Source organism: Pseudonocardia yuanmonensis (genome assembly GCF_039542425.1).
Lineage (GTDB): Bacteria > Actinomycetota > Actinomycetes > Mycobacteriales > Pseudonocardiaceae > Pseudonocardia > Pseudonocardia yuanmonensis.
The window spans coordinates 250,536-274,645 of the sequence record NZ_BAABIC010000007.1 but is presented as its reverse complement, the minus strand read 5'-3'; the positions used below and the strand labels follow the sequence as shown (position 1 = coordinate 274,645).

Below are 24,110 nucleotides of genomic sequence, written 5' to 3'. Positions count from 1 at the left end.
CGAACCGGTCGGCCGGGGATACGGTCCGTGACCGTGACCGACGTCTGTTTCGAGACCGCCCGCGGCATGGCGGCGGCGCTGCGCCGCAGGGAGATCTCGGCGCGCGAGCTGGTCGCGGCCCACCTCGACCGGATCGGGTCGTGCAACGGCCCGGTCAACGCCGTCGTCACGCTGGTGGCGGAGAAGGCCCTCGCCGAGGCCGCCGCGGCCGACGAGCGGCTGGCGGCAGGTGAGCCGGTCGGGCCGCTGCACGGCATCCCCATGGCACACAAGGACACCCACGCCACCGCCGGGATCCGCACCACGAAGGGCTCGCCGATCCTCGCCGACGAGGTGCCGGCGGAGGACGAGCTCGTGATCGAGCGGATCCGGGCGGCCGGCGCCATCACGCTGGGCAAGACCAATGTGCCCGAGTTCGCGGCCGGCTCGCACACCTTCAACCCGCTCTTCGGTGCCACCCGCAACCCCTACGACCTCGGCCGCAGCGCGGGCGGCAGCTCCGGGGGCGCCGCCGCGGCGCTGGCCACGGGCATGCACCCGCTCGCCGACGGCAGCGACATGGGCGGCTCACTGCGCAACCCGGCCTCGTTCTGCAACGTCGTCGGGTTGCGGCCGGCGCCCGGACGCGTGCCGTCGTACCCCACCGAGCTCGCCTACTCCACGCTCGCCGTGCAGGGGCCGATGGCGCGCACGGTGTCGGACGTCGCGCTGCTGCTGTCCGTCATGGCCGGCCCGGACCCGCGTAGCCCGATCGCGATCGAGCAGCCGGGCTCGGTGTTCGACGTGCCGCTCGGCCGCGACCTCGCCGGGCTGCGGGTGGCGTGGTCCCCGGACCTGGGCGGGTCGATCCCGGTCGACGCGGCCGTGACGGCGGCGCTGGAGCCGCAGGTCCGGGTGCTCGAGGAGCTCGGCGCCACCGTCGAGCGCGCCGATCCCGACCTGCGGGGGGCCGACGAGGTGTTCCGCACCCTCCGGGCCTGGACCTTCGCGGTGTCGATGGGGCCGTTGCTGGGCCGGCACCGCGACCGGATGAAGGCCACGCTCGTCGGGAACATCGAGGAGGGCCGCCGGCTCACCGGCGCCGACGTCGCCCGCGCCGAGATCCTGCACTCCGCGCTGTTCCAGCGGATGCGGCGGTTCTACGAGCAGTACGACCTGCTCGCGTTGCCGGTCTCCCAGGTGCCCCCGTTCCCGGTGGAGATGGAGTACCCGACCGAGATCGCAGGCGTCGCGCAGGGCTCGTACCTGGACTGGATGCGGTCGGCCTACCTGATCTCGGCCTTCGGCAACCCGGCGATCTCCGTGCCAGGCGGCTTCACGCCCGACGGACTCCCGATCGGCCTGCAGCTGGTCGGCGCCCACCGCGGCGAGGCGGCGCTGCTGCACGCCGCGCACGCCTTCGAGCAGGCCACGCGGATCGGCGAGCGCCGGCCACCGCTGGTGTCCTGACGTGCGTCGCCCCCGGCGCCCGTGGGCGCCGGGGGCGGCGAGAGTCGCGTCAGCTCCCCCTGACGCGGTGGTCCGTCTGCTCCGACTCGAGGATCCAGGCGGCGAGGTCCGGGATCAGGGCGTCCCGCGTAAAGCGGTGGCCGAAATCGGCGTAGGCCATCAGCTCGCGGCTGACCAGCTCCCCCACCCGGCTCGGGAACAGCCGGCGGGCGCGCGCGGCCGCCGTCCTGATCTCGTGCTGCTCGGTGAAGGACATCCGCTCGGTGCCGTTCACCCGTCCGTCCTCCCTCGTGCCGTGCCGGACCAGCATGAACCCGAGATGGAGCCGGGACCAGGTGGGAAATGTGCGTACACAGGATTGGGGACGCGGGCGCTACGGTGACACCTCGATCCGAGGGGGCGACCATGCTCATCACGACCATGAACGACGTTCCGGGGCACCGGATCACGCAGGTCCACGGCGAGGTCTTCGGGCTCACGGTGCGCTCGCGCAACGTCGGCTCGCAGCTCGGCGCGGCCTTCAAGTCGCTCGCCGGGGGCGAGCTCAAGGGCATGACGAAGAACCTCGAGGCCAGCCGCGAGGAGGCGATCGACCGGCTCACCCGGGCCGCCGAGGCGCACGGGGCCAACGCGGTGGTCGCCATGCGCTTCGACACCACCGAGATGGGCGACACCTGGTCGGAGGTGTGCGCCTACGGCACCGCCTGCTCGGTCGAACCCGCCTGAAGCAGCTCGCGGACGGCGTCGGCGGCCTTGAGCGCCGAGCCGGTCAGCACGGCGACCACCCGCTCACCGGGGTGCAGGGCGCCGCGGGCCCGGAACGCGCGGACCGCGGGGATCACCTGCGCGCTCGTCGGCTCGGCGTAGAGACCCCGCCGGGCCAGGGCGAGCGTCGCCGGCCCGATCTCCTCCTCCGGCACGGCCACCACGGCACCGCCGGAGGCCCGGATCGCCGCCAGCACCTCGCGGTCCCGCACGGGCCGGACGATCGCCGTGCCCTCGGCGATCGTGCGGGACCACTCCGCGGGCGCGACGGCCTCCAGTCCCGCCGCGAACGCCGCCACGAGCGGGCTGCAGTGCTGCGGCTGCGCGACCAGCAACCGGGGAAGGCGGTCGATCGCACCGGCGGCGAGCAGCTCGGAGAAACCCAGGTGGCAGCCCAGGACGAGGCTGCCCGCGCCGCACGGGAGGACGACGGCGTCGGGCGCGGCGAAGCCCAGGTCCTCCCAGAGCTCGTAGGCCAGCAGTTTGGTGCCCTGCAGGAAGAAGGGGTGCCAGTTGTGGCTGGCGTAGAAGACCTCGGCCGAGCGGCGCACCGCCTCGTCGGCCGTCGCCTGCCGGGAGCCGGGGACCAGGTCCACGACGGCCCCGTGCGCGCGGCTCTGCTGGATCTTCGCGGGTGAGGTGGACTCGGGCGCGAGGATCGTGGCCACGATCCCGGCCGCGGCGGCGTAGGCGGCGACGGACGAGCCGCCGTTGCCGCTGCTGTCCTCGAGGATCGCGCGGACACCCTGGGCGCGCAGCAGCGAGACCATCACGGAACTGCCGCGGTCCTTGAAGCTCGCGGTGGGGTTGAACCACTCGAGCTTCAGGTCGAGGTCCAGGTCGTCGACGCGATACGGCACCAGGGGCGTGGTGCCCTCGCCCAGGCTCACCGGCTCCAGCGGGAGCGGCAGGGCCGTGGCGTAGCGCCACTGCGAGCGGACGGCCGGGTCCACCCGCTCCCGGGTGAGGCCCGGCGACGGCTCGACCATCAGCGGGGAGCCGTCGTCGCCGCGCCAGCGCGGCTCGTCGAGCGGGTAGCGGCGGCCGGACCTGTCGAGGAGCATCGCCGCCATCCTGGCTCATCGTTCCCGGAGGCACCGAGCACGGGAAACCGTCGGGGTGCGTCGTGGGGCTGCTCACCGAGGGCGGGTTCGCGGTGGACCCGCGAGTCGTCCGGGGGCCGGTCGAGCGGGAGCAGACACCGCAGGGGCCTCGAAGTGGCGCGAAACCTACCCGGCTCGTAGTGGCGCGGACCGGGTCGGGCAACATAACGTCGTACCCGGATCCACGACCTCAGGGGGCCGCATGTCATCGCAGGGTTCGGGCCGGCACACGGCCGCGGCGACGGTGGTGTCGGCCATCGTGGCCGTCGGGCTGCTCGCGCTGCTGCTGTTCGTCATCACCGGCTTCGAGCCTCCGCTCGGCGCCAGCACCATCGAGGTGATCGTCGGGCTGATCGGCTTCGGGGCCCTCTACTTCCTGCTGGCGAAGCTCGTCTTCCCGCAGTTCGAGAAGCTCTACGCCGAGCGCGAGGACCGGATCGAGGGCGGTCTCGCCCGCGCCGAGGAGACCCGCGCCCAGGCGCTGGAGCTCAAGGAGCGCTACGAGGAGCAGCTCGCCGAGGCCCGGGCCGAGGCCGCGCGGATCCGCGACGCCGCCCGCTCGGAGGGCGCCGAGGTCAAGGCCGAGCTTCGCGCGGAGGCCGAGCAGGAGGCCGCGGGCATCCGGGCCCGCGCCGCCGAGGAGATCGCCGGTCAGCGCTCCGCCGCCGCGCAGGCGCTGCACGCCGACCTGGGTGCGCTCTCCACGCAGATGGCCGAGCGGATCCTGGGCACCACGCTCTCGGACCGCGGCGCCTCCGCGATCGACCGGCACCTCGCCGAGCTCGAGGGCTCGCAGCGGTCCGCCACGAACTGAGCGCCCCCGACGGCACCGACGGTCCCCGCCGCGATCTCGCGGCGGGGATCTCGCGTTCTCAGGGGCTGCGCGCCGGCTGGGCAGCCGGTTCCCGTGCCGCGAGTCCCGCGACCGCGCAGGCCAGGAAGCAGAGCGCGCCGGCGGCCGTGGTCCAGTTCGCGGCGGCCAGGTCCAGCATCGAGCCGGTGCCGGGCACGACGTAGCCGGCGATCGCCGCGATCCCGAACAGGATGCAGCCGAGCAGGTTGACGCCGGGCTGCCACCACCCCGGCCCCCGCCGCAGCGGAAGCAGTCCCCGGCGGGCGGACGCCCGGTAGGCGACGACGCCGGAGACCAGGAAGCAGATCGAGCCCAGCGCGTCCGGACGCCACACCAGCCGGTCGTACAGGGGATCGTCGAGCGCGACCTGCAGGGCGCGGAAGGTCGTGACGTTGAACGACAGCGTCCCGACCAGCTGGATCACCGCGGTCCACCAGGCCGCGCGGCCGGCACCCCGCTCCTCCCGCCCCGGCACCGCCAGCACCGTCTGCAGCGCGCCGCCGGTGGTGAAGAAGATCGACGCGACGAAGAACGTGATCCCGTCCGCGGCCGGGCCGACCAGGTCGAGGTAGCCGGGGAAGGGGCCGAGGACGAACCCCACGGACCCGACGAGGAACGCCGCTGCCATCGCCCGCTCCAGCCTGCGCACACGACGTCCGCCGGATCCCGCCGTCATGCGTCCCATCCGAGCCCTCGCCGGCGGCCGCGGGATCACCCCCCGGAGAGGAGAGGGGCTGGCCGACTCGGCCTCGCGGGTGCCGTGCGCCTGCGGAGTGTCGCCCCGCCAGGATCACCGCGAGCGCCTGGACTCGCGGTCTCGCGCCGAGCTCACGGCGGTGGAACGTGGGGAGCCAGGGTGGCACTGCTCCGGGCCAGGAAGTGCCAGCCCACCCACCACCAGCACGCGAACAGCGCCATCCGGCCGGGGACCGTCGTCGCGATTGCGGAGACGAGCTCGCCGAAGGTCGGTGTCGCGGTGCCGGGACGCCTCGCGATCAGCTCCACGACGCCGGCCAGCACGAGGACGGCGAGGTACGCGCCGATCGTCGCGTTCCACCCGGTCATCGCCGGGCCAGCCAGTAGCCGCCGCAGATCCACGCGACGTAGCCGACGAGTCGGACCGTGCGGTCGACGAACTCCGGGCCCAGCAGGTAGCTGATGGTGGGGAAGTCCGGCCGGTAGCCGTAGAGCAGCGCACCGATCTCGAGCGCGAGGACGGCGACGACGAGCACGCCCCACGGGGTCGCCGACCGGACCGTGACCCGCCTGCGTCCGCCGACGCGCCCCAGGCGGCCGGACGCTGCGAGCACGGCCCCGACGACGCCGATCGCCGCGGTCACGGCCGTCGCCTGCCAGGTCAGTGTCGGGATCGGCGAGACCAGCACGGCGACCACGACCGCGACCACGAGCACTGCCGCCCGGGCGACGACGCGCGCCGCGGTCCTGGGTTCGCCGGGGGTCGACGCGGACCCGGGATCGGCGCGGACACGGCGCGGTCGCACTCCGCCACGATGCCGCCCATCCCGGGACTGGTCCAGGCCCGTCGGCGGCGCGCATCCAGCGGAAGCGGAGGGATTCGAACCCCCGGACACTCTCGTGTCTCTCGCTTTCAAGGCGAGTGCATTCGGCCGCTCTGCCACGCTTCCGTCGGGCAGCCTAGCGGCTGGCCCGCGAGGGCGGTCGCCGCTACGAGCCCTCCCGCAGGCCGGCGGCGACGCGCTCCATGAAGACGGCGGCCTGGGCCCGCTCCTCCGCGTCGAGCAGGTCGACGACGTACTTGCGCACGCCGGTGACGTGCGTGGGGGCCGCGGCGACGAGGCGCTCGTAGCCGTGCGGGGTGAGGCAGGCGAAGATCCCCCGCCCGTCGGACACGTCGCCGTCCCGACGGACGAGCCCCGCCTTCTCCATCCGCGAGATCTGGTGCGACAGCCGCGACTTCGACAGCGCGAGCATCTCGGCGAGGGCACTCATCCGCATCCGGTGACCCTCCTGTTCGGACAGCACCACGAGCACGCCGTAGTCGCCGTGGGAGAGGCCGTGGCCCTCCTGCAGGTCGCGGTTCAGCCGGTTCTCCAGCAGCGTGGAGGAGAGGATCCAGGCGCGCCAGAACCGCTGCTCGCCCTCGTCCAGCCACGGGGTGGTGGACACCTCCGGCTCGTCCGACGCGTGATCCGACACAGCCCCGCACCCTACTGGGGGCCCCGGCGGGGTGGTCCCGTGATCCACCGGGGGCCGTCGACGGGCCACGCACACACCGTCCCGTCGGCGGCGCTCGCGTCGTGTCGACCCGATCGCCCGGGTGTGGTGGGATCTCGTCGTCGGTCCGCGGGTCATCCGCCGGGCGTCGGAGGAGGAGCACGGATGCGGTTCGACGAGAACGCGGACCTGGACACGTCGACCATCGACGACCTGCGCGGCGGCGGTGGCGGCGGCGGGGTCGGCGGCCGGGTCGCCCTCGGCGGCGGCGGGCTCGGGATCGTCGGCCTGATCCTCTTCTTCGTGCTCTCCTCCCTGGGCGGGGGCGGCGGCACCTCGGGCGGCTTCGCCCTGCCGGGCGGGCTCTCCGCACTGCCCGCGGGCCAGACCGCGGACAACACCCAGATCGCCGAGAGCTGCCGCACGGGCGCCGACGCGAACTCCAACCTCGACTGCGAGGTGACCGCAGTGGTCAACTCGCTCGACGGCTACTGGTCCGACGCGTTCGCCCGCTCCGGCCAGACCTACACCGCCCCCCGTACCAACTTCTTCTCCGGCCAGGTCAGCACCGGTGGCTGCGGCAGCGCGACCTCCGACGTCGGCCCCTTCTACTGCCCGGGCGACTCCGAGGTCTACATCGACCTCACCTTCTTCCAGGAGCTCGAGCAGCGGTTCGGCGCCCAGGGCGGCCCCTTCGCCCGCGCCTACGTGATCGCGCACGAGTACGGCCACCACATCCAGAACCTGCTCGGCACCAACCGCCAGGTCCGCTCCGGCGACAGCGGCCCGACCTCGGGCTCCGTGCGGCTGGAGCTGCAGGCCGACTGCTACGCCGGGGTGTGGGGCAACCACGCCACCACCACCCCGACGGCCTCGGGCCGGCCACTGATCACGGACGTGACGGACGCCGACGTGGCCGCCGCCCTGGACACGGCCGCCCGGATCGGGGACGACTACATCCAGAGCAACCTGGGCGGCGGCCGCGTCGATCAGAGCCAGTTCACGCACGGCAGCTCCGCGCAGCGGGAGAAGTGGTTCACCACCGGCTACCGCACCGGCGACCCCGCCCGTTGCGACACGTTCAGCACCAACAACCTGGGCTGAGGCGACCTGGGCGACCTGGGCCGGGACGACCTGACCCGCAGCCGGCCTACTCCCGCTCGACGACCTCCAAGGCCTCGCAGTCGCACCGGGCGCCGAGCGCGTGCAGGCCGCCCTCCAGCGGGTCCCACGGGACGCGGTGGGCGCGGGCCCAGCGCCGCGCCTCGCGCAGGGACCCGTCACAGCTGCGGAGCGCCAGGCACGCCGCGAGCCGGGTGCGCAGCGCTTCGACGTGCCCGGCGCACATCCCCAGCACGACGCAGACGACGCGCTGCCAGGCCGAGGCCGGGCCGGGATCGGCGGAGGGGCCCGGGGCGGAGGACCGGTCGGGGTCTGGGTCACGGCCGTGAGTGGTCATGGCCGCGACGGTCGGTCCCGGCACCGACGCTCCCGGCGGCCCGGGCCGGCCCGCGGCGGAGTTGTCCACAGGATCAGGGGGCTGTGGACAGCTGCTCACCCCGCGCCGAGCAGTCCGGCAAGCTCCGGACCGTGCCCCTCGACCTCCACGTCCCAGCCCGGCCGCACGAACCGGTCCGGTGTCAGCCGCAGCCGCACGTTCTCCACCGGCTCCCCGCGCGGCGCGACGATCGAGATCCCGTCGCGCACGTAGCCGAGCTTCTCCGACACCCGCAGCGAGGCCACGTTGTCGGTGAAGGCGTCGGAGCGGGCGTGGCGGGCGCCGAGGTGGTCGAAGGCGTAGCCGAGGATCGCCGTGCGCATCTCGGTGCCGAACCCGCGGCCCTGGTGCGCCAGGCCCAGCCACGAGCCGGAGTCCACCTCGCGGCGCGCGGCGAACTGCGTGCCCGTCAGGCTCTGCACGCCGACCACCCGGCCCTCGTGGCGGACCAGGAAGTGGAGCGCCCACGCCTCCGGCGCGAACCGGGCGCGCTCCGCCCAGAAGTACTGCAGGGTGCCGCGGCCCATGTACCGGGGGTCGGCGTCCGTCCAGGGGACGAGGAAGGGCATCCGTTCCGGTGGGTGCACGCCCGCGTAGGCGACCTCGACCAGCTCGCGCAGGCCCGCGTCGTCGTCGGGGCGGAGCTCGAGCCGCGGGGTCCGCAGGACGAGGTCGCGCTGCGGCCAGTGCCGGACCGTGTCCACCATGGCGCACCAGCCTGCCGGACTGCGTCCGCGGCCACGACGGAATAGCGTCCAGGGCCATGTACGCGATCACGGTGGCGGAGCCGGGCGGCCCGGAGAACATGCGGTGGACCGAGGTCGAGGACCCGGAGCCGGGCCCGGGCGAGGTGCTGCTCGACGTCGTCGCCACGGCGGTCAACCGGGCGGATCTGCTGCAGCGGCAGGGGAACTACCCGCCGCCGCCCGGCGCGTCGGACATCCTCGGCCTGGAGTGCTCCGGCAGGATCGCCGCGCTCGGCGAGGGCGTGACGGGCTGGTCGGTGGGCGAGGAGGTGTGCGCCCTGCTGGCCGGGGGCGGGTACGCGCAGAAGGTCGTGGTGCCGGCGGCCCAGCTGCTGCCGCAGCCCGAGCGCGTGGACCTGGAGACGGCCGGCAGCCTCCCCGAGGTGGCCTGCACGGTGTGGTCCAACGTGGTGTCGCACGCGGCGCTCGCGCAGGGCGAGACCTTTCTCGTGCAGGGCGGCAGCAGCGGCATCGGCACGCACGCGATCCAGGTCGCGAAGGCGCTGGGCGCCCGGGTTGCCGCCACGGCCAACCCCGCCCGGTTCGACGTGTGCCGCGAGCTCGGCGCCGACATCGTGATCGACTACAACGGCGACGTGCCGGAGGAGCTGAAGAAGGCGACGGACGGCCACGGCGCGGACGTCATCCTCGACAACATGGGTGCCAAGGGGCTCAAGGCCAACCTGGCCGCCCTCGCGTTCGACGGCCGGCTGATGATCATCGGCATGCAGGGCGGGGTGAAGGCCGAGATCAACATCGGCGCGCTGCTGGCGAAACGGGGCAGCGTGTCGGCGATGGGCCTGCGCGGCCGCCCGGTCGAGGGCCCGCACGGCAAGGGCGAGGTCGTCCACGGTGTGCGCGAGCAGGTGTGGCCGATGATCGGCGACGGCCGGGTCAGGCCGATCGTGCACGCGCGCTTCCCCCTGTCCCAGGCCGCGGAGGCCCACCGCACGCTGGAGGCCGGCGGCGTGGTGGGCAAGCTGCTGCTGGTCGCCGAGTAGGCGGGCATGATGGGGGTCATGACGGCACCAGAGGACAACGACGGCCAGCAGCAGGTCATGGTGATCGGGCCGGACGGGCGCCCGGTCGGGATGGCCCGCGTGCCGCAGTCGGAGATCCGTCAGGCGAACGACGGCGAGGACGGCGAGCAGGGCGGTATCGGCAGCATGGTCGAGCAGCCGGCCAAGGTGATGCGGATCGGCACGATGATCAAGCAGCTGCTGGAGGAGGTTCGCGCCGCACCGCTCGACGAGGCCTCCCGCGCCCGGCTCCGCGAGATCCACGAGAACTCGATCAAGGAGCTCGAGGAGGGCCTCGCCCCGGAGCTGCGCGAGGAGCTGCACCGGCTCTCGCTCCCCTTCACCGACGACGTCACCCCGAGCGAGGGTGAGCTGCGCATCGCCCAGGCCCAGCTGGTGGGCTGGCTGGAGGGCCTGTTCCACGGCATCCAGACCGCACTGTTCGCCCAGCAGATGGCCGCGCGGGCGCAGCTGGAGCAGATGCGCCGCGGGCTCCCCCCGGGCATCGGCGGCCAGCTGCCGGGTCAGGTCCCGGAGCCCGGCGGGCGCGGCACCGGGCAGTACCTCTAGAAGCCGTGTCCGCGCAGGTCGCGGCCGGTGGCCCACCGCTCGCGGCCGGTGGCCCACCCGTCGGTACCCTCGTCGCGTGGCCCTGACCGTGGACGACAGCACCGCCGGACGGGCGCGCCCGGTGATCGCCGACGCGCCCGGCTCGCGGAGCTGGGCGCGCGCCTTCGGCGACCTGCGCCAGGGCTGGCAGCAGCGCGCCCTGTGGGGGCACCTGGGCTGGCAGGACATCAAGCAGCGCTACCGGCGCTCCGTCCTCGGCCCACTGTGGATCAGCATCAGCATGGGCGTGATCGCGCTGGGGCTGGGCCTGCTGTACTCGCTGCTGTTCCAGGTGCCGCTCGCGGAGTTCCTGCCGCACGTGGCCGTCGGGCTGCTGATCTGGAACTTCGTCTCCGGCTGCATCCTCGAGGGCAGCGAGGTCTTCATCGCCAACGAGGGACTGATCAAGTTCCTCCCGGCGCCGCTGTCCCTGCACGTCTATCGGCTGGTGTGGCGGCAGACGCTGTTCTTCCTGCACAACATGGTGATCTGGGCGATCCTGATGATCGTCTTCCCGCACCCGCTGGGCTGGTCGCTGCTGCTGGCGGTCCCCGCGTTCGCGCTGCTGGCGATCAACGGCGGGTGGATCGCGATCCTGTCCGGCATCCTCGCCACCCGGTTCCGGGACATCCCGCCGATCATCGGCAGCGTCGTCCAGCTGGTCTTCTACCTCACGCCGATCGTCTGGTCGGTGGACATCCTCGGCGACAACCCGGCGGTGCAGGAGCGCGCCCGGCTCGTCGAGCTCAACCCGGTCTTCCACTTCCTCGAGATCCTGCGCCGGCCGCTGCTGGGTCAGGAGACCGTGTGGCGGTACTGGTACGTGGTCCTGGTGATCACGGTGGTCGGCTGGGCCGTCGGCCTGGTCTGCATGCGCAACTACCGGGCCCGCGTGGCGTACTGGGTGTGAGATGAACGAGCCGAGCATCGACCTCGACGGCGCCTGCGTCGACTTCCCCATCTTCGACGCCAAGACGCGGTCGCTGAAGAAGTCCGTCCTCGGCCGCGCGGGCGGCCGGATCGGCACCGAGGCCAAGGTACCGATCATCGAGGCGCTGCGGGACATCACGATCGCGCTGCGCCGAGGCGACCGGGTCGCGCTCGTCGGGCACAACGGCGCCGGCAAGTCCACGCTGCTGCGGCTGATGTCCGGCATCTACGAGCCGACCCGGGGCCGGGCGGCCGTGCGCGGCAAGGTCGCGCCGATCTTCGACCTCGCCGTCGGGATGGACCCGGAGATCTCGGGCCTGGAGAACATCATCATCCGGGGGCTCTTCCTCGGGATGACCCGCAAGGAGATGGAGTCCCGGGTCGACGACATCGCCGAGTTCACCGAGCTCGGCGACTACCTGTCCATGCCGCTGCGCACCTACTCGACGGGCATGCGGGTGCGGCTCGCGCTCGGCGTCGTGACCAGCATCGACCCCGAGATCCTGCTGCTCGACGAGGGCATCGGCGCGGTCGACGCCGAGTTCCTCGCCAAGGCCCGGGACAGGCTGAACGAGCTGGTCGAGCGCTCCGGCATCCTCGTGTTCGCCTCGCACTCGGACGAGTTCCTCGCCGACCTCTGCGACACGGCGATCTGGATGGAGCACGGCACGATCCGCGAGTTCGGCCCGCTGCGCGAGGTGCTGCACCACTACAAGGGCCGGGACGTCCTGGCCGACCACCCCGTCCACGGCCTGCAGCGCCAGGCCCACGAGGACGCCGCCTCGTGAGCGAGCCGCTCCCCCCGGGCTCGGTCGTCGCCGTCGTCGTCACCCGGCACCGCAGCCCGCTGCTCGTCGACTCCCTGGCCGCGATGGCCAAGCAGACGCACCCGATCGCGCACCTCGTCGTCGTCGACAACGGCCCGGACCGGTCGGCGCGCGAGGTCGTCGAGGCCTGCGGGCTGCCGGCCACGTGGTTGCCCTCCTGGCACAACCTCGGCGGCGCCGGTGGGTTCGCGCTCGGCATCCTGCACGCGCTGGCGATGGGCGCGGACTGGGTCTGGCTGGGCGACGACGACGGGCACGCCGGCGACGACACCGCCCTCGCCACCCTCCTCGACCTGGCCGAGCGGCGCGGGCTCGCCGCCGTCTCGCCCGTGGTGGCGGACAAGGCGGACCCGGACCGGCTCGCCTTCCCGCTGCGTCGCGGCCTGACCTGGCACCGCACCCGGCCCGCGCTGCTGGCCGCCGACCCGGAGGGGGACCAGGAGCTGCTGCCCGGCATCGCGTCGTTCTTCAACGGGGCGCTGTTCCGCGCGTCGACGCTGGACGTCGTGGGCGTACCGGACCTGCGGCTGTTCGTCCGCGGCGACGAGGTGGAGACGCACCGCCGGATGCTGCGCTCCGGCCTGCCCTTCGGCACCGCCCTACAGGCCACCTACCTGCACCCGCAGGGCGGTGAGGAGTTCAAGCCGATGCTCGGCGGGCGGCTGCACGCGCAGGACCCCGAGGACCCGACCAAGCGGTACTACACCTATCGCAACCGCGGCTTCCTCATGAGCCAGCCGGGGATGCGCCGGATCGGCCTGCTGGAGCTGCCTCGCTTCGCCTGGTACTTCCTCGTCACGAAGAAGGATCCGCGCGGGTTCCGGGACTGGCTGCGGCTGCTCAACCAGGGGCGCGCCGAGCGCTTCCACCGCGCCCCCTGAGCCGCCCCCTGAGCCGCCCCCTGGGCACCGGCCGCCGCGCCCGTCGCTACCCTCGACCCGTGACCGCGACCGAGCCCGAGGCCACCCCCGCCCCCGCCGGCCACGGGCTCGTCGGCCAGCTCGTCCGGTTCGTCGTGGTCGGCGTGCTGTCGGCCGCCGTCGACTTCGGGGTCTACCACCTGCTGCTGGCGCTCGACGCGCCCACCTGGCTCGCCCGCGCGATCAGCTTCCTCTGCGGCACCACCACCGCCTACCTGCTGAACAAGCGGTTCACCTTCGGCGACGCCGCCGGTGGCCGCGGCCGGCTGGCCGGGTTCGTGCTGCTCTACGCCACGACCTTCGGCATCGCGGTCGGCGTGAACGCGCTCGCGCTGTACCTGCTGCCCGAGGTCGCGTTCAAGGCGTCGATCGCCTGGGTGATCTCGCAGGGCACCGCCACCGCGATCAACTTCGTGATGCTGCGGACCGTGGTCTTCCGGGCCCGCTGAGCCCGTCCACGGCACAGTGCAGCGGCGGCGCCGCCCCGGCCTGCGGGACGACATCGGGTCAGAAGCTGTAGTTGCCCAGCCGGTAGCGGCGGCGGACCGTCACCGAGCCCATGCCCGCGCGGCCGTACACCCGGAAGTGCGGGACGCCGGGACGAGCCAGCGTGGGAACCTTGCTGCGGACCGTGCCCATGGCCGCGACCAGGCCGTCGACGTCCGCACTGGCCGCGTCCGGCACCAGCAGCCGGGCCGAGCCCGCCCCGAGCTCCAGCTCGACCTCGATCACCGGGTGGGTCAGCTCGGCGTCGGTGAAGTCGAGCAGCACCGACCCCATCGTGCTGTGCACGCGCAGCCGCGCGGGGACGACCCACCGGCCGCTGCGGCGCAGCGCGCCCATCCCGGCCCGCAGCACCAGCGGCGGACCGACCGGGGTGGAGAGCGCGGTGGGCTGCATGACGTCGAGCGGCTCGCCGGGGAGGTCCGCCAGCGGCGGGACGAGATCGGAGGCGTAGCGCGCGGCGTAGACCACGGCGAGGCGCTCCTCGAGCTCGGCCACCGTGATCCGGCCCTCGCTCAACGCCGTGTGGAGGCGGGCGGCGGCGCGCTCCCGGTCGGCGTCGGAGATCCTGATCTCCGGGCGGGGCGGAACAGTCACCTCTGCAGGGTAGCGGCCAGCGGGAACACCCATGCCCCCTCCAGCGGGACGCCCGCGGATCCGGTGACCCGACGGGTCCAGTCGAGGACCGGGGACGGGTCGTGGCCCGGCGGCGGCACGACGAGGACCACGGTCGTGCCCGTCGCGCGCAGGTCGCGGGCCGCCGCGTCGGCGTCGGGCGCCGGGAGGTGGCCGAACCCGCGCCAGGGTCCCGCCACGAGCTCGGACCACGCCGCGCCGGCCTGGTAGCGGTTCCACGGGGACTCGATGAGCACCGGGTGGTCGGCGTCCGAGCCGAGGAAGTAGCCGCCGGTGAGCCGGTAGCCGAAGCCCGACGCGATCTGCGCGCGCAGCGGGTCCGCGCCGCCGTACCAGTCGCTGGTGATCCGCGGCCACGTCTCCACCACCTGGCCGGCGAGCTGCGGGAAGGCGGGTGCGGCGGTGGCGGTGGTGCGCTGGGCGTCCGCCGGCAGCCAGGACACCACCGCCAGGATCGCGACGAGCGCGACCGGCCGCGGGAACCGGTCGAGCGCGAGCCCGACCAGCACGGCCACGGCCAGCGTGACCACCCCCTGGAGCCGGACGGGCTCGATCTCACCGAGCAGCGGCACGCCCAGGACCACCCGCCAGGGCAGCGGGACGCCGGTCGGCTCGGCGGCGACGAACAGCTGCGGGCCGAGCGCCAGGAGCCAGGCGACGCCGCCGGTCACGGCCGCGACCCGGGCGGCGGTCCCGCACGCCGGCACCGCGAGCACGATGAGCAGCAGGACCGCGACGCCCAGGTAGCCGCCCTGCTCGCCCAGGTTCCCCTGCATCTCCGGGGCCGGCACCGGACGGATCGCGGTGAGCCAGGTGGGCAGGAGGGTGTTGGCGAGGTCCGCGCTGCCGTACTCGGGCGAGCGGAGCGGGCCGCGGGGACGGGCGGGCCCGGCGAGCACCAGGTACAGCGCGTACCCGGCCAGCACGGCGAAGACGACGAGGCACGCGAACCCGGCCTTGAGCAGCGCGGGAAGCCGGGCCGCGGCGCGGTGCGGGTACCGCACGGCGAGCACCAGGGCCAGCACGACCAGCATCAGGACACCGACCGCGAGGGTCTGGGTGTAGAGCCAGGCCTGCAGCGCCAGCGCGAGCCCGGTCAGCGCGCCGAGCAGCCAGGGCCGGCGGAGGTCGCGCACGAACAACCGGTGGGCCAGCGCGAGCAGGACCGGCGGCAGCACCGCCCACACCAGGTTGAGATGTCCGGACTGCAGGTGGGCGAGCACGAACGGGGAGAAGGCGTACAGCCCGCCGGCCGTGACCCGTTCGGCCCGCGACCGCACGATCCCGCCGAGCGCGGCCGCGGCGGCCACCCCCGAGACCACCGGCCCGAGGACCATCCCGGTGTTGAACGCGGCCGCCGGGCCCGCGGTGAAGGTGATCGGCGCGAGGAGCACACCGAGCAGCGGGACGGCGGTGTTCCACAGCGCGTTGACCCCCACCGGGTAGTGCTGCAGGTCTGTGACCAGCGGATTCGTCCCCGTGGTCAGCGCGTGCGCGGTGTGGGCGAGCCACCAGGTGAAGCCGGTGGGGTCCGTGGAGAGCCGCCCGATCGCGCTGCCGTCGAAGTCTCCGAGGACACGACGCTGGAGGAGCAGGGAGATCGCCAGGTACAGCAGCGCGGCGAGGCCGAGCCACGCGCGCCCGCCCCGCACCGCCGCTTCCGTGCGGGCGGGCGCGGGAAGGGGCGGGGCGGACACGGGCGGCAGGGTGGCACAGACCGGTACTCCGGTTGCGGGGTGGCCACGGCGGGTCGGGCCCGGACTGCGCCTCGATCCGTGCCAGGCTGCCTCAATGCACCTCGCGTCGGCGGACGTCCGACACGTCGCGCCGCGGCAGCGGTGGAGGGCCCGGTCGCGTTCGCCCTGGGGGCCGGTCGGCGTCGCGCTGGTGTACCTGGGGTGTTCCCTGGCGCTGTACCGCCGCGTGCTCGGTGGCCTGTCGACCTCGACGGTCGGGTGGGCCTCGTCGGACAGCCACCAGTTCACCTGGTGGCTGGAGTGGTTCGTCCACGCGGTCTCCACCGGCGCGAACCCGCTCTACACGACCTATCAGCACTACCCGTTCGGCCTGAACGGCATGTGGAACGTGCCCGTGCCGGTCCTCGCCGCGCTGACGGCCCCCGTCACGGCGACGGCCGGGCCGGTCGTCGCCTTCAACGTCGCGATGGTCCTCGGGCCGGTCGCGTCGGGTGTCGCCTTCGTCGCCGCGACACGTCGCCTCGTCCCACGTTTGATCGCCCGCGCCGTGGCCGGGGGCCTCTACGCCTTCTGCCCGTTCGTGATCGCCCACGCGTCCGTCGGCCACCTCAACCTGGTGTGGATGGTGTTCCCGCCGCTCCTGATCTGGTTCGTCGACACTGCTCTCCTCCGGCACGACCCGAGGCCCTACCTGACCGGCGCGCTGTTCGGCCTCGGCCTCGCGCTCCAGACGGGGCTGTACACCCAGACCCTGGCGGTCGGCGCGGTGTCGCTCCTCGTCGTGGCGGCGGTGCTCGCCCTCCGACGACCCGCGCTGGTCGGCCGCAGGCTGCCTACGCTCCTCCGGTCGACCGTGTCCTGCCTCGTCGTCTACTTCGTGCTCTGTGCCTACCCGCTCTACCTGCTGCTCGCCGGACCGGGTCGGCCGCTGGAGCGCATCAGGCCGCCGGACGCGACGATGGCGGACGCGGCGAACCTGCTGTTCCCGAGCCCGCTCACGGCCGTGCGTGTCGACCCGGCCGGCTTCGGCGAACGCCTGGCCCTGCACCCGGGGGAACAGGGTGGGTACGTGGGGCCCGCGCTGCTCCTGCTGGTCGCCCTCGCCCTGACCATCGGTGTCCGCCGCCACGTCGTCCGGCCCGTCGCCCTCGTCGCCGCGATCCTGGTCGTCCTCTCCTTCGGGGTCCATCTCGTCGTCCTGAACCAGGTGCTGGTGCCGGTCATGCCGTGGCGGCTGCTCCTCGACGTGCCGCTCCTCGGGGAGATGGAACCCGTCCGGTTGCAGATCGTCATCGCGGCCTGCCTCGCGCTCATCGTGGCCGTGTGGGTGGACGACCTCGTCGGCCGGCCGCGCACCGTCGGCTGGTGGGCCGCTGCCGGGCTGATCGTCCTCGTGGTGGTCAGTTGGCTGCCCGCCCCGGACGCGGTCCGCACGGTCCACACGCCCGTCCCGGCCTTCTTCACCCGCTCGGCGGCCCAGGTCCTGGGCCCGGGCGCGGTGGTCGAGACGACCCCACGCGCGACGGGCGCCTGGGAGGGCGGCGCGGCCCCCCTGCTCTGGCAGGCGGAGTCCGGGATGGCCTACCGCACCACCGGTGGCTACTTCATCGGGTCCGGACCGGGGCGACCGCTCCTGCTCGCGGGACCCGTCAACGCCTACCAGGCCGGGGTCGACGCCATCGAGGGCGGCGCCGAGCCCGGTCCCCCCGAGGTCGCGCGCCGCGAACTGCGCCAGCTCGGGGTGTCGGCCCTCGTCGTGGTCCCCCGCGACGGGGACCCGGCCGCCTCCCGGATCCTCGACTGGACCCGGGCGGTCAGCGGGGAGAGCGGTCGGCCGGTCGACGACGTCGTCCTCTTCGACCTGGCACGCTGAGCCGCCCGACCGCCCGCGATCGCCTCCGCGTGGTGGAGGTCTCCTCGCCGTCGTCCGGGCCCGGGTCGGTCCGGGAGGTCCGGCGCCGCGTCGGTAGCCTGACTCCCGATGACCAGCCCAACGAGTGAGACCCGGACCCTGCACGGGTGGGGACGCACGGCACCCACCGTGGCCACGGTGATCACGCCCCGGACGCCGGAGGACGTCGCCGCCGCGGTGAAGGCCGCGGGGCGTCGCGGGATCATCGCCCGCGGCCTCGGCCGGTCCTACGGCGACCCGGCGCAGAACGCCGGCGGCACCGTGCTCGACATGACCGGGCTCGCCCGGATCCACTCGATCGACGCCGACTCGGGCGTCGTCGACCTCGACGCGGGCGTCTCGCTCGACACGCTCATGCGCCGCGCGCTGCCGTTCGGCCTGTGGGTCCCGGTCCTGCCCGGGACCCGGCAGGTCACCATCGGCGGGGCGATCGGCGCGGACATCCACGGCAAGGCGCACCACGTCGTCGGCTCCTTCGGCAACCACGTCGAGGCGATGACGATCGTGCTGGCCGACGGCTCGATCCGCGAGCTCACGCCGGAGGGCCCCGAGGCGGAGCTGTTCTGGGCGACCGTCGGCGGGATGGGTCTGACCGGCGTGATCGTGCGGGCGCGGCTGAAGCTGCACCACGTCGAGACCGCGTACTTCAAGGTCGACACCGAGCAGATCGACAACCTGGCCGAGCTGATGGAGCGCCAGACGCGGGACGACGAGAAGTACGCCGAGTCCGTCTCCTGGTTCGACGCCGTCACCACCGGCGAGCACTTCGGCCGCGGCCTGCTGACCCGGGCGAACCACGCCACGCTCGCGGACCTCACGCCGAAGCAGCGGAAGAACCCGCTGAAGTTCGACGCGCCGCAGCTGCTGACCGTGCCGGACGTCTTCCCGCCCGGGATGCTCAACCGCGTCACCGGCAAGCTGTTCAGCGAGCTCTGGTACCGCAAGTCGCCGACGAAGCTCGGCGCCATCCAGAACATCACCCAGTTCCTGCACCCGCTGGACATCGCCGGCGAGTGGAACCGCGGCTACGGCCCGCACGGCTTCCTGCAGTACCAGTTCGTGGTCCCGCTGGAGCGCGGCGACGTGATCCGGACGGTGCTGGAGCGGATGACCGAGGCCGGCCAGGTGTCGGCGCTGAACGTGCTCAAGCGGTTCGGCGAGGGCAACCGCGCGCCGCTGTCCTTCCCCAAGCCCGGCTGGACGCTCTGCGTCGACATCCCGATCGGGCCCGGCCTCAACGAGCTGTGCGACGAGCTCGACCGGATCGTGCTCGACGCCGGCGGCCGGCACTACCTGGCCAAGGAGTCGCGGACCACGCCCGAGGCGATCCGGCGCGGCTACCCGCGGCTCGAGGAGTGGCGCAAGGTGCGCGCCGCCGTGGACCCCGCGGGCGTGTTCGCCTCCGACCTCGCACGACGACTGGAGCTCATCTGATGACCGACACCCGGAACGAGCGGAGCGGGTCGTGATCGACGCCGTGGGCAACCCGCAGAGCATCCTGCTGCTGGGCGGAACCTCGGAGATCGGGCTCGCCACGGTCGAGGCCTTCGCCTCGGACCGGCCGATGCGCGTCGTGCTGGCCGCGCGGCCGTCCCCGCGCCTGGCCGACGCCAAGGCCCGCCTCGAGGCCCGGGGCTGCGCCGTGGAGACCCTCGACTTCGACGCGAAGGCGCTCGACACCCACCCCGCAGTGATCGACAAGGCGTTCGCCGAGGGCGACGTCGACGTGGCGATCGTGGCGTTCGGCCTGCTCGGGGACAACGAGGAGGCCTGGACGGACGCCGCGAAGGCCGTCGAGCTGGCGCAGGTCAACTACACCGCGGCCGTGTCGGTCGGGGTCACGCTGGCTGACCGGCTGAAGCAGCAGGGCCACGGCTCGCTGGTCGCCCTCTCGTCGGTCGCCGGCGAGCGGGCGCGTCGCTCGAACTTCGTCTACGGCTCCACCAAGGCGGGGCTCGACGCCTTCTACACCGGGCTCACCGAGGCGCTGCGGCCCTTCGGGGTCACGGTGACCGTGGTCCGGCCCGGGTTCGTGCACACCAAGATGACCGAGGGCCTCAAGCCCGCCCCGCTGTCCACCACCCCCGAGGCGGTCGCGCAGGTCATCGTGCACGCGGTGCGGACCAAGCAGGAGCTGGTGTGGGCCCCCGCCCCGCTGCGCTTCGTCATGTCGGTGCTCCGGCACGTCCCGCGGCCGCTCTTCCGTCGACTGCCCCTGTGAGTGCCCACTGCCCCGAGAAGGGCACCACGCACTCAAGAAGAATCGCGCCGGCTCCTGTCGGCGTCTCCGCAGCTCAGCAAGGGTCGTGAGTGGCAACTGCCCTTCCAGGGCAGTTGCCACTCACGGGTTACCAGGTGTCGACGTGCAGGACCTCGTCCAGGGGCTGGCGCGGGGCGGGCTTGAAGTCGGTGCCCTTGGTGTAGGCGACCGGGAGCAGGACGCCCTGCTTGACGGTGGGCGGGACGCCGAGCAGCTCGGCGACCTCCTTCTCGTAGCGCAGGTGCAGCGAGGTCCAGGCGCTGCCGAGGCCACGGGCGCGCAGTGCGAGCTGCAGGCTCCAGGCGGCCGGGAGCAGCGAGCCCCACAGTCCGGCCTGGTTGCCCGCGGGCAGCTCCTCGGTGCCGGTCTCGATCGCGCCGATGATCAGCACCGGGACCTCGGCCATCACCTCGGCGAGGTACTCCGCGCTCGACGCGACGCGCTTCTGCGTGGCCTCCCGCGCGGCGTCGCCCGACGGGTGGTTGGCGGCGTAGCCCGCCGAGTTGCGGTAGGCGTCGAAGGACCGGGCGTAGAGGTCCGCGACGGCCTTCCGCTTGGCCGGGTCGGTGAGCACGATCCAGTGCCAGCCCTGCTTGTTGCTGCCGCTCGGTGCCTGCAGCGCCACCTCGAGACTCTCGCGCACCACCTCGAGCGGCACCGGCCGATCCAGGTCGAGGCGCTTGCGCACGGAACGGGTGGTCGTCAGCAACTGGTCGGGATCCAGCGGGAGCAGCTCTGCCATGCCCCCGATCATGCCCCGCGGAGCGCGGAACCGGCAGCGTTCAGGTGCCCGAGTTCTCCAGGACGAAGATCGAGCTCTCGCCCTCGCCCGGGTTCAGGAACAGCCGACCCAGGCAGAACTGGACGAACGACGGCACGGCGCGCAGGTCGAGGAACCGCGGCACCCGGCCGTAGGGGACGTTCCACAGCCCGTCCGAGCCCTCCCGGACGACGGTGAACCCGGCGTGCACGAGGAACTTCCGCCACTCCTCGTGCGACTTCAGGTTGGTGTGGGTGGGATCGGCGAAGCCGTTCCACTTCTCCCCCGCGAGCGCGTGCGCCCGGCCCGCCGGGTCCGGCATCGCCAGCAGCGCCCGCCCGCCGGGGACGAGCACCCGGCGCCAGGTGTCGACGACGGCCGCGGCGGTCTCGTCGTCGAGGTGCTCGAGCACGTGGATCGCGGTGAGGCCGCGGAAGCCGTCGGTCGGCAGGTCCTCGGGCGCGGTGAAGATCGGGCAGCCGGGCGCGGTGCGGCGGGCGGTCTCCGCGGACCAGGCGGACACCTCGACGCCGGAGGCCGGGCCGTGCTCGGACAGCCGGCGGACCAGGTGGCCGGTGCCGCAGCCGAAGTCCAGGTACGGACCGCGACCGACGTACCGCAGCACCATCCGGACGTACCAGCCGAGGGCGGGACGGTCCCCGCACTGGCCGTTCTCCGTGTAGTAGGCCTCGTCGTAGTGCTCGGGGCCGAACTCGGCGTTCATCGGTCGTACTCGGTGCTCATCGGACGTACTCGGTACTCATCGGACGTACTCGGTACTCATCGGACGTACTCGGTGTTCATCGGACGTACTCAGGGCTCATCGGAAGTGCTCAGCGTCCCCTTCGCGCATGCTTGTCGAACAACACCTCGTAGGCGTCGAGCACCCCGTCGACCGAGAAGGCCCGGCGCGCCGCCTCGGCCCCGGCCGCCCGGTCCGGCGGGTCGGCGAGCAGCCGGCGCATCGCCGCGGCCAGCGCCGCGCTGTCGGCCTTCGGCGCCAGCGTGCCGAACCCGGTCTGCGCGACCGGCTGCCGGACGCCCGGGATGTCGCTGGACAGCACCGGCACACCGGCGAGCATCGCCACGGCCTGCACGATCCCGAACGCCTCGAACGCGTTGACCGACGGCAGGCTGAACAGGTCGAGCGAGGCGTAGAAGTCCCCGATCCGCTCCTCGGGCACGAACCCGAGCAGCCGGACGCGGCTGTCGTCGCCGATCGCGGACCGCACCTGCTCGACGACCGACCCGCCCGCGACGTGCGTGAAGTCCCCGCCGATGAGGAGCCGGGCGTCGGGGTCCTCGATCGTGCGGAACGCGCGGACCAGGTACTCCAGACCCTTCTCCCGGACGATCCGGCCGAGGAACCCGATGTGCGGGCCGTCCGTCTCGCGGTAGGTCGGCCGGCCGGGCGGCGGCGCGTGGCAGGGCGGCGGGATCGACTCGACGGTCGGCGCGATCCAGGGCCACATCCGGCTGTGCCGGCCGTAGTCCTCGCTGGTCACCGCGACCGCGCCGGCCCGGCGCATGGCCCGCCGGTTCGACGCGTCGACGACCGCCCGCTGCACCGTGTTGACCAGCCCGGGCGGCAGTGTGACGTCGCAGTGGTAGGTCGCCACGATCGGCGCCCTGGTCAGCTGCGCGATCGCCCCCGCCTCGAGCATCGGCAGGTGCAGGTTCACCACCCGGGCGCGGTTCGCGGTGGCGGCGGCGAGCCGCACGAACTCCGGGCTCACCACGCCGCGGCCGAGCCGCAGCAGCACCGGCGCCCGCAGCACGCGGACGCCGTTGATCTCCTCCTCGCGCGGGAGGTCGCGGTCGTACCGGCTGGTCACGACGGTGACGCGGCGCCCGCGGGCGGCCAGTCCCTCGGCGATGTCCCTGGCCATGTTGGTCAGCCCGGACACGTAGGGCGAGTAGTAGGTGAGCGCGACGACCAGGTCGTCCTCGCGGTCAGACACGGGTCAGCTCCCTGTTCCGGGTCCGGGACAGCATGAGGACGGTGCCGACGGCCCAGCCGACCGTCGAGCCCAGCACGAACGCGAGTTCCGCGCTGAGCAGCAGGTCGGGCACGACGAGCACGGTGACGACGGCGACCACGACGCCGGACAGCCAGGCCCAGGCGACGTGCGAGTGCCGGACGGATGCCACGAGCACCTGGGTGACCAGCACCATCCCCAGGTACGCGGCGACGCCGACGGACAGCAGGGCCATGTCGAGCGCGCCGAGCCGGTAGCCCTGGCCGAACACGAGCCCGACCAGCCAGGGTCCGATGGCGTAGCCGAGGCCGAAGGCCACGACGGCGAGCGCGAGCAGGCCGAGGGTGAGCCGGAGGGTGACCCTCCGCAGGACCGCCCGGTCGCCCCCGTGCAGCAGGCGGGTCAACAGCGGCAGCAGTGCGGTCTGCAGCGGGACCATGAGGAACAGCGGGATCCGCGCGAGCGTGTACCCGGCGACGAACCGCCCGGCGAGGTCGGCCTGGGCGAGGTCGCGGGCGAGCAGCGGGACCAGGATCGGCGGCCCGTTGAGCAGCAGCTGGGCGCACAACGAGCCGAGCAGCAGCGGGAGGACGGCCCGGCGCACGCCCCGCGGGGTCATCGTCGCGTCGCCGAGCTCGGGGACGCTGCCCATCCGGGTGCGCCGCCGCGCGAGCGCGAGCAGCTGCGGCCCGTGCGCCAGCAGGATCGCGAGGACCAGCGTCCAGGCGAAGACCGAGCTGTCCGGGTCGGCGATCAGCAGCGCGACCGCACCGGCCAGCGCGACCCGCAGCACCGTGTCCCACAGCATGACCAGGGCGTGCCGGTCCATCCGGTCCATGCCGATCAGCGCCCCGCGCATCACGAACTGCCCGGCCGAGGCGATGCACAGCACGGCGAGCGCGACGATCGTCCACACCTCGCCGCCGAACGCCCTGACCAGTACCGGCGAGAGCGCCAGCACGACCACGACCTCGGCCGCGGCGAGCAGCAGCGCGGTGAACAGCGAGGCGTGCAGCACCTGCCCGGGCCGGTCCGGCACCTGCATCAGCCGGGCGGTCTCCTGCTCGATCGGCAGGAACACCCCGAACCCGACGACCAGGGCGATCGACCAGAACGCGCCGAAGTAGGCGTACTCGGCGGCGGGCAGGCTGCGCGCGATGATCGCCAGGTAGCCGTTGACGAGCAACCCGGACCCGATGATGCCGAGGCCGACGAGGCCGAGCGACCGCGTACGGGAACGCGCCGTCGGAGTCAGGGCACTACCCCTTCCTGCGTCCGGCGTGCGGGCGGGTACCTGTGGGACGTCTGAGATTGGCGTGACTCTACCGGGGCGGTACCCGGCGGGCCCGGGACCAACGCCCCGGAACCGCGCCCGGTTACCGGACCGCAATCTCCCACGGACGTCTCGCGGCGGGTCCGGCGGGTGTCCTCAGGGAGGGCATGACAC

Annotated in this window: 27 protein-coding genes and 1 tRNA gene; 13 read left to right on the top strand and 15 right to left on the bottom strand. The window is 73.5% G+C overall.

Translation table 11 applies throughout. The features are described from left to right. Window positions 1-33: 33 nt before the first annotated feature. Window positions 34-1,449: an amidase gene (locus tag ABD990_RS13170; protein WP_345380733.1), complete on the top strand. Its 1,416-nt coding sequence runs from the start codon at window positions 34-36 to the stop codon at window positions 1,447-1,449. Between the two features lie 49 nt (window positions 1,450-1,498). Here ABD990_RS13170 and ABD990_RS13165 read toward each other — a convergent pair whose 3' ends face one another. Further along, a complete protein-coding gene (locus ABD990_RS13165) occupies window positions 1,499-1,723 on the bottom strand; it encodes a hypothetical protein (protein ID WP_345380732.1) in 225 nt (74 codons plus the stop codon). 131 nt (window positions 1,724-1,854) lie between these two features. Here ABD990_RS13165 and ABD990_RS13160 point away from each other — a divergent pair, with 131 nt between their 5' ends. Beyond that, entirely contained in the window at window positions 1,855-2,175 is a 321-nt protein-coding gene (locus ABD990_RS13160; RefSeq protein ID WP_345380731.1) for a YbjQ family protein, read from the top strand. On the opposite strand, the gene ABD990_RS13155 is transcribed toward ABD990_RS13160, so the two are convergent. Next, window positions 2,142-3,287 (bottom strand): pyridoxal-phosphate dependent enzyme, encoded by a 1,146-nt coding sequence (locus ABD990_RS13155; RefSeq protein ID WP_345380730.1) that lies wholly within the window; start codon window positions 3,285-3,287, stop codon window positions 2,142-2,144. The genes ABD990_RS13160 and ABD990_RS13155 overlap by 34 nt on opposite strands. Before the next feature lie 232 nt (window positions 3,288-3,519). On the opposite strand from ABD990_RS13155, the gene atpF reads away from it, so the two are divergent. Then, window positions 3,520-4,131, top strand: coding sequence for a F0F1 ATP synthase subunit B (gene atpF / locus ABD990_RS13150; protein WP_345380729.1), 612 nt, complete (start codon window positions 3,520-3,522; stop codon window positions 4,129-4,131). 58 nt (window positions 4,132-4,189) lie between these two features. Here the strand turns inward: atpF and ABD990_RS13145 are convergent, their stop codons facing one another. The 5 genes from ABD990_RS13145 to ABD990_RS13125 all read right to left on the bottom strand — a co-directional run bounded on the left by ABD990_RS13145 (window position 4,190) and on the right by ABD990_RS13125 (window position 6,318). Further along, a complete protein-coding gene (locus tag ABD990_RS13145; RefSeq protein WP_345380728.1) occupies window positions 4,190-4,798 on the bottom strand; it encodes a hypothetical protein in 609 nt (202 codons plus the stop codon). 200 nt (window positions 4,799-4,998) lie between these two features. Beyond that, window positions 4,999-5,235 carry a DUF6186 family protein gene (locus ABD990_RS13140; protein WP_345380727.1) on the bottom strand — a complete coding sequence of 79 codons (237 nt, stop codon included), beginning with the start codon at window positions 5,233-5,235 and terminating at the stop codon, window positions 4,999-5,001. Then, window positions 5,232-5,672, bottom strand: coding sequence for a hypothetical protein (locus ABD990_RS13135; protein WP_345380726.1), 441 nt, complete (start codon window positions 5,670-5,672; stop codon window positions 5,232-5,234). Before ABD990_RS13135 ends, ABD990_RS13140 begins: the two co-directional genes overlap by 4 nt. Before the next feature lie 59 nt (window positions 5,673-5,731). Beyond that, a tRNA-Ser gene (locus tag ABD990_RS13130) sits at window positions 5,732-5,816 on the bottom strand. 40 nt (window positions 5,817-5,856) lie between these two features. Continuing rightward, complete coding sequence (locus tag ABD990_RS13125; protein WP_345380725.1) at window positions 5,857-6,318, bottom strand: MarR family winged helix-turn-helix transcriptional regulator; 462 nt, start codon at window positions 6,316-6,318, stop codon at window positions 5,857-5,859. A gap of 213 nt (window positions 6,319-6,531) precedes the next feature. On the opposite strand from ABD990_RS13125, the gene ypfJ reads away from it, so the two are divergent. After that, window positions 6,532-7,470, top strand: coding sequence for a KPN_02809 family neutral zinc metallopeptidase (gene ypfJ, locus ABD990_RS13120; protein WP_345380724.1), 939 nt, complete (start codon window positions 6,532-6,534; stop codon window positions 7,468-7,470). Window positions 7,471-7,516: 46 nt separating this feature from the next. Here the strand turns inward: ypfJ and ABD990_RS13115 are convergent, their stop codons facing one another. Then, complete coding sequence (locus ABD990_RS13115) at window positions 7,517-7,825, bottom strand: DUF2695 domain-containing protein (RefSeq protein WP_345380723.1); 309 nt, start codon at window positions 7,823-7,825, stop codon at window positions 7,517-7,519. A 95-nt stretch (window positions 7,826-7,920) separates the two neighbouring features. Then, a complete protein-coding gene (locus ABD990_RS13110) occupies window positions 7,921-8,571 on the bottom strand; it encodes a GNAT family N-acetyltransferase (protein WP_345380722.1) in 651 nt (216 codons plus the stop codon). 56 nt (window positions 8,572-8,627) lie between these two features. On the opposite strand from ABD990_RS13110, the gene ABD990_RS13105 reads away from it, so the two are divergent. From ABD990_RS13105 to ABD990_RS13080, 6 genes are all read left to right on the top strand, one after another. Further along, entirely contained in the window at window positions 8,628-9,611 is a 984-nt protein-coding gene (locus ABD990_RS13105) for an NAD(P)H-quinone oxidoreductase (RefSeq protein ID WP_345380721.1), read from the top strand. 18 nt (window positions 9,612-9,629) lie between these two features. Beyond that, a complete protein-coding gene (locus tag ABD990_RS13100; RefSeq protein ID WP_345380720.1) occupies window positions 9,630-10,199 on the top strand; it encodes a bacterial proteasome activator family protein in 570 nt (189 codons plus the stop codon). Window positions 10,200-10,275: 76 nt separating this feature from the next. After that, a complete protein-coding gene (wzm, locus tag ABD990_RS13095) occupies window positions 10,276-11,148 on the top strand; it encodes a galactan export ABC transporter permease subunit Wzm/RfbD (protein ID WP_425569587.1) in 873 nt (290 codons plus the stop codon). Between the two features lies 1 nt (window position 11,149). Further along, window positions 11,150-11,956: a galactan export ABC transporter ATP-binding subunit Wzt/RfbE gene (gene wzt, locus ABD990_RS13090; protein WP_345380719.1), complete on the top strand. Its 807-nt coding sequence runs from the start codon at window positions 11,150-11,152 to the stop codon at window positions 11,954-11,956. Continuing rightward, window positions 11,953-12,876: a galactofuranosyltransferase GlfT1 gene (glfT1, locus tag ABD990_RS13085; RefSeq protein ID WP_345380718.1), complete on the top strand. Its 924-nt coding sequence runs from the start codon at window positions 11,953-11,955 to the stop codon at window positions 12,874-12,876. Before wzt ends, glfT1 begins: the two co-directional genes overlap by 4 nt. A 59-nt stretch (window positions 12,877-12,935) precedes the next feature. Beyond that, a complete protein-coding gene (locus ABD990_RS13080; RefSeq protein WP_345380717.1) occupies window positions 12,936-13,364 on the top strand; it encodes a GtrA family protein in 429 nt (142 codons plus the stop codon). 58 nt (window positions 13,365-13,422) lie between these two features. Here ABD990_RS13080 and ABD990_RS13075 read toward each other — a convergent pair whose 3' ends face one another. Continuing rightward, the gene (locus tag ABD990_RS13075) at window positions 13,423-14,016 is read right to left on the bottom strand and encodes a DUF1707 domain-containing protein (RefSeq protein ID WP_345380716.1); all 594 of its coding nucleotides are present in this window, start codon (window positions 14,014-14,016) and stop codon (window positions 13,423-13,425) included. After that, window positions 14,013-15,752 (bottom strand): hypothetical protein, encoded by a 1,740-nt coding sequence (locus ABD990_RS13070; protein ID WP_345380715.1) that lies wholly within the window; start codon window positions 15,750-15,752, stop codon window positions 14,013-14,015. The genes ABD990_RS13075 and ABD990_RS13070 overlap by 4 nt, the downstream gene beginning before the upstream one ends. A 94-nt stretch (window positions 15,753-15,846) precedes the next feature. On the opposite strand from ABD990_RS13070, the gene ABD990_RS13065 reads away from it, so the two are divergent. The 3 genes from ABD990_RS13065 (at window position 15,847) to dprE2 (ending at window position 19,885) form a co-directional block, all read left to right on the top strand. Then, window positions 15,847-17,625, top strand: a complete 1,779-nt coding sequence (locus ABD990_RS13065) for a hypothetical protein (protein WP_345380713.1) — start codon at window positions 15,847-15,849, stop codon at window positions 17,623-17,625. Between the two features lie 108 nt (window positions 17,626-17,733). Then, window positions 17,734-19,098, top strand: a complete 1,365-nt coding sequence (gene dprE1 / locus ABD990_RS13060; protein ID WP_345380712.1) for a decaprenylphosphoryl-beta-D-ribose oxidase — start codon at window positions 17,734-17,736, stop codon at window positions 19,096-19,098. A 31-nt stretch (window positions 19,099-19,129) separates the two neighbouring features. Beyond that, a complete protein-coding gene (dprE2, locus tag ABD990_RS13055) occupies window positions 19,130-19,885 on the top strand; it encodes a decaprenylphospho-beta-D-erythro-pentofuranosid-2-ulose 2-reductase (protein ID WP_345380711.1) in 756 nt (251 codons plus the stop codon). A gap of 127 nt (window positions 19,886-20,012) precedes the next feature. Here dprE2 and ABD990_RS13050 read toward each other — a convergent pair whose 3' ends face one another. The 4 genes from ABD990_RS13050 to ABD990_RS13035 form a co-directional block, all read right to left on the bottom strand. Then, window positions 20,013-20,666 carry a nitroreductase family protein gene (locus ABD990_RS13050; RefSeq protein ID WP_345380710.1) on the bottom strand — a complete coding sequence of 218 codons (654 nt, stop codon included), beginning with the start codon at window positions 20,664-20,666 and terminating at the stop codon, window positions 20,013-20,015. 40 nt (window positions 20,667-20,706) lie between these two features. Beyond that, the gene (locus ABD990_RS13045; protein ID WP_345380708.1) at window positions 20,707-21,408 is read right to left on the bottom strand and encodes a class I SAM-dependent methyltransferase; all 702 of its coding nucleotides are present in this window, start codon (window positions 21,406-21,408) and stop codon (window positions 20,707-20,709) included. A 109-nt stretch (window positions 21,409-21,517) separates the two neighbouring features. Next, entirely contained in the window at window positions 21,518-22,645 is a 1,128-nt protein-coding gene (locus ABD990_RS13040) for a glycosyltransferase family 4 protein (RefSeq protein ID WP_345380707.1), read from the bottom strand. Further along, a complete protein-coding gene (locus tag ABD990_RS13035; protein ID WP_345380706.1) occupies window positions 22,638-23,849 on the bottom strand; it encodes a lipopolysaccharide biosynthesis protein in 1,212 nt (403 codons plus the stop codon). The genes ABD990_RS13040 and ABD990_RS13035 overlap by 8 nt, the downstream gene beginning before the upstream one ends. Between the last annotated feature and the right edge of the window lie 261 nt (window positions 23,850-24,110).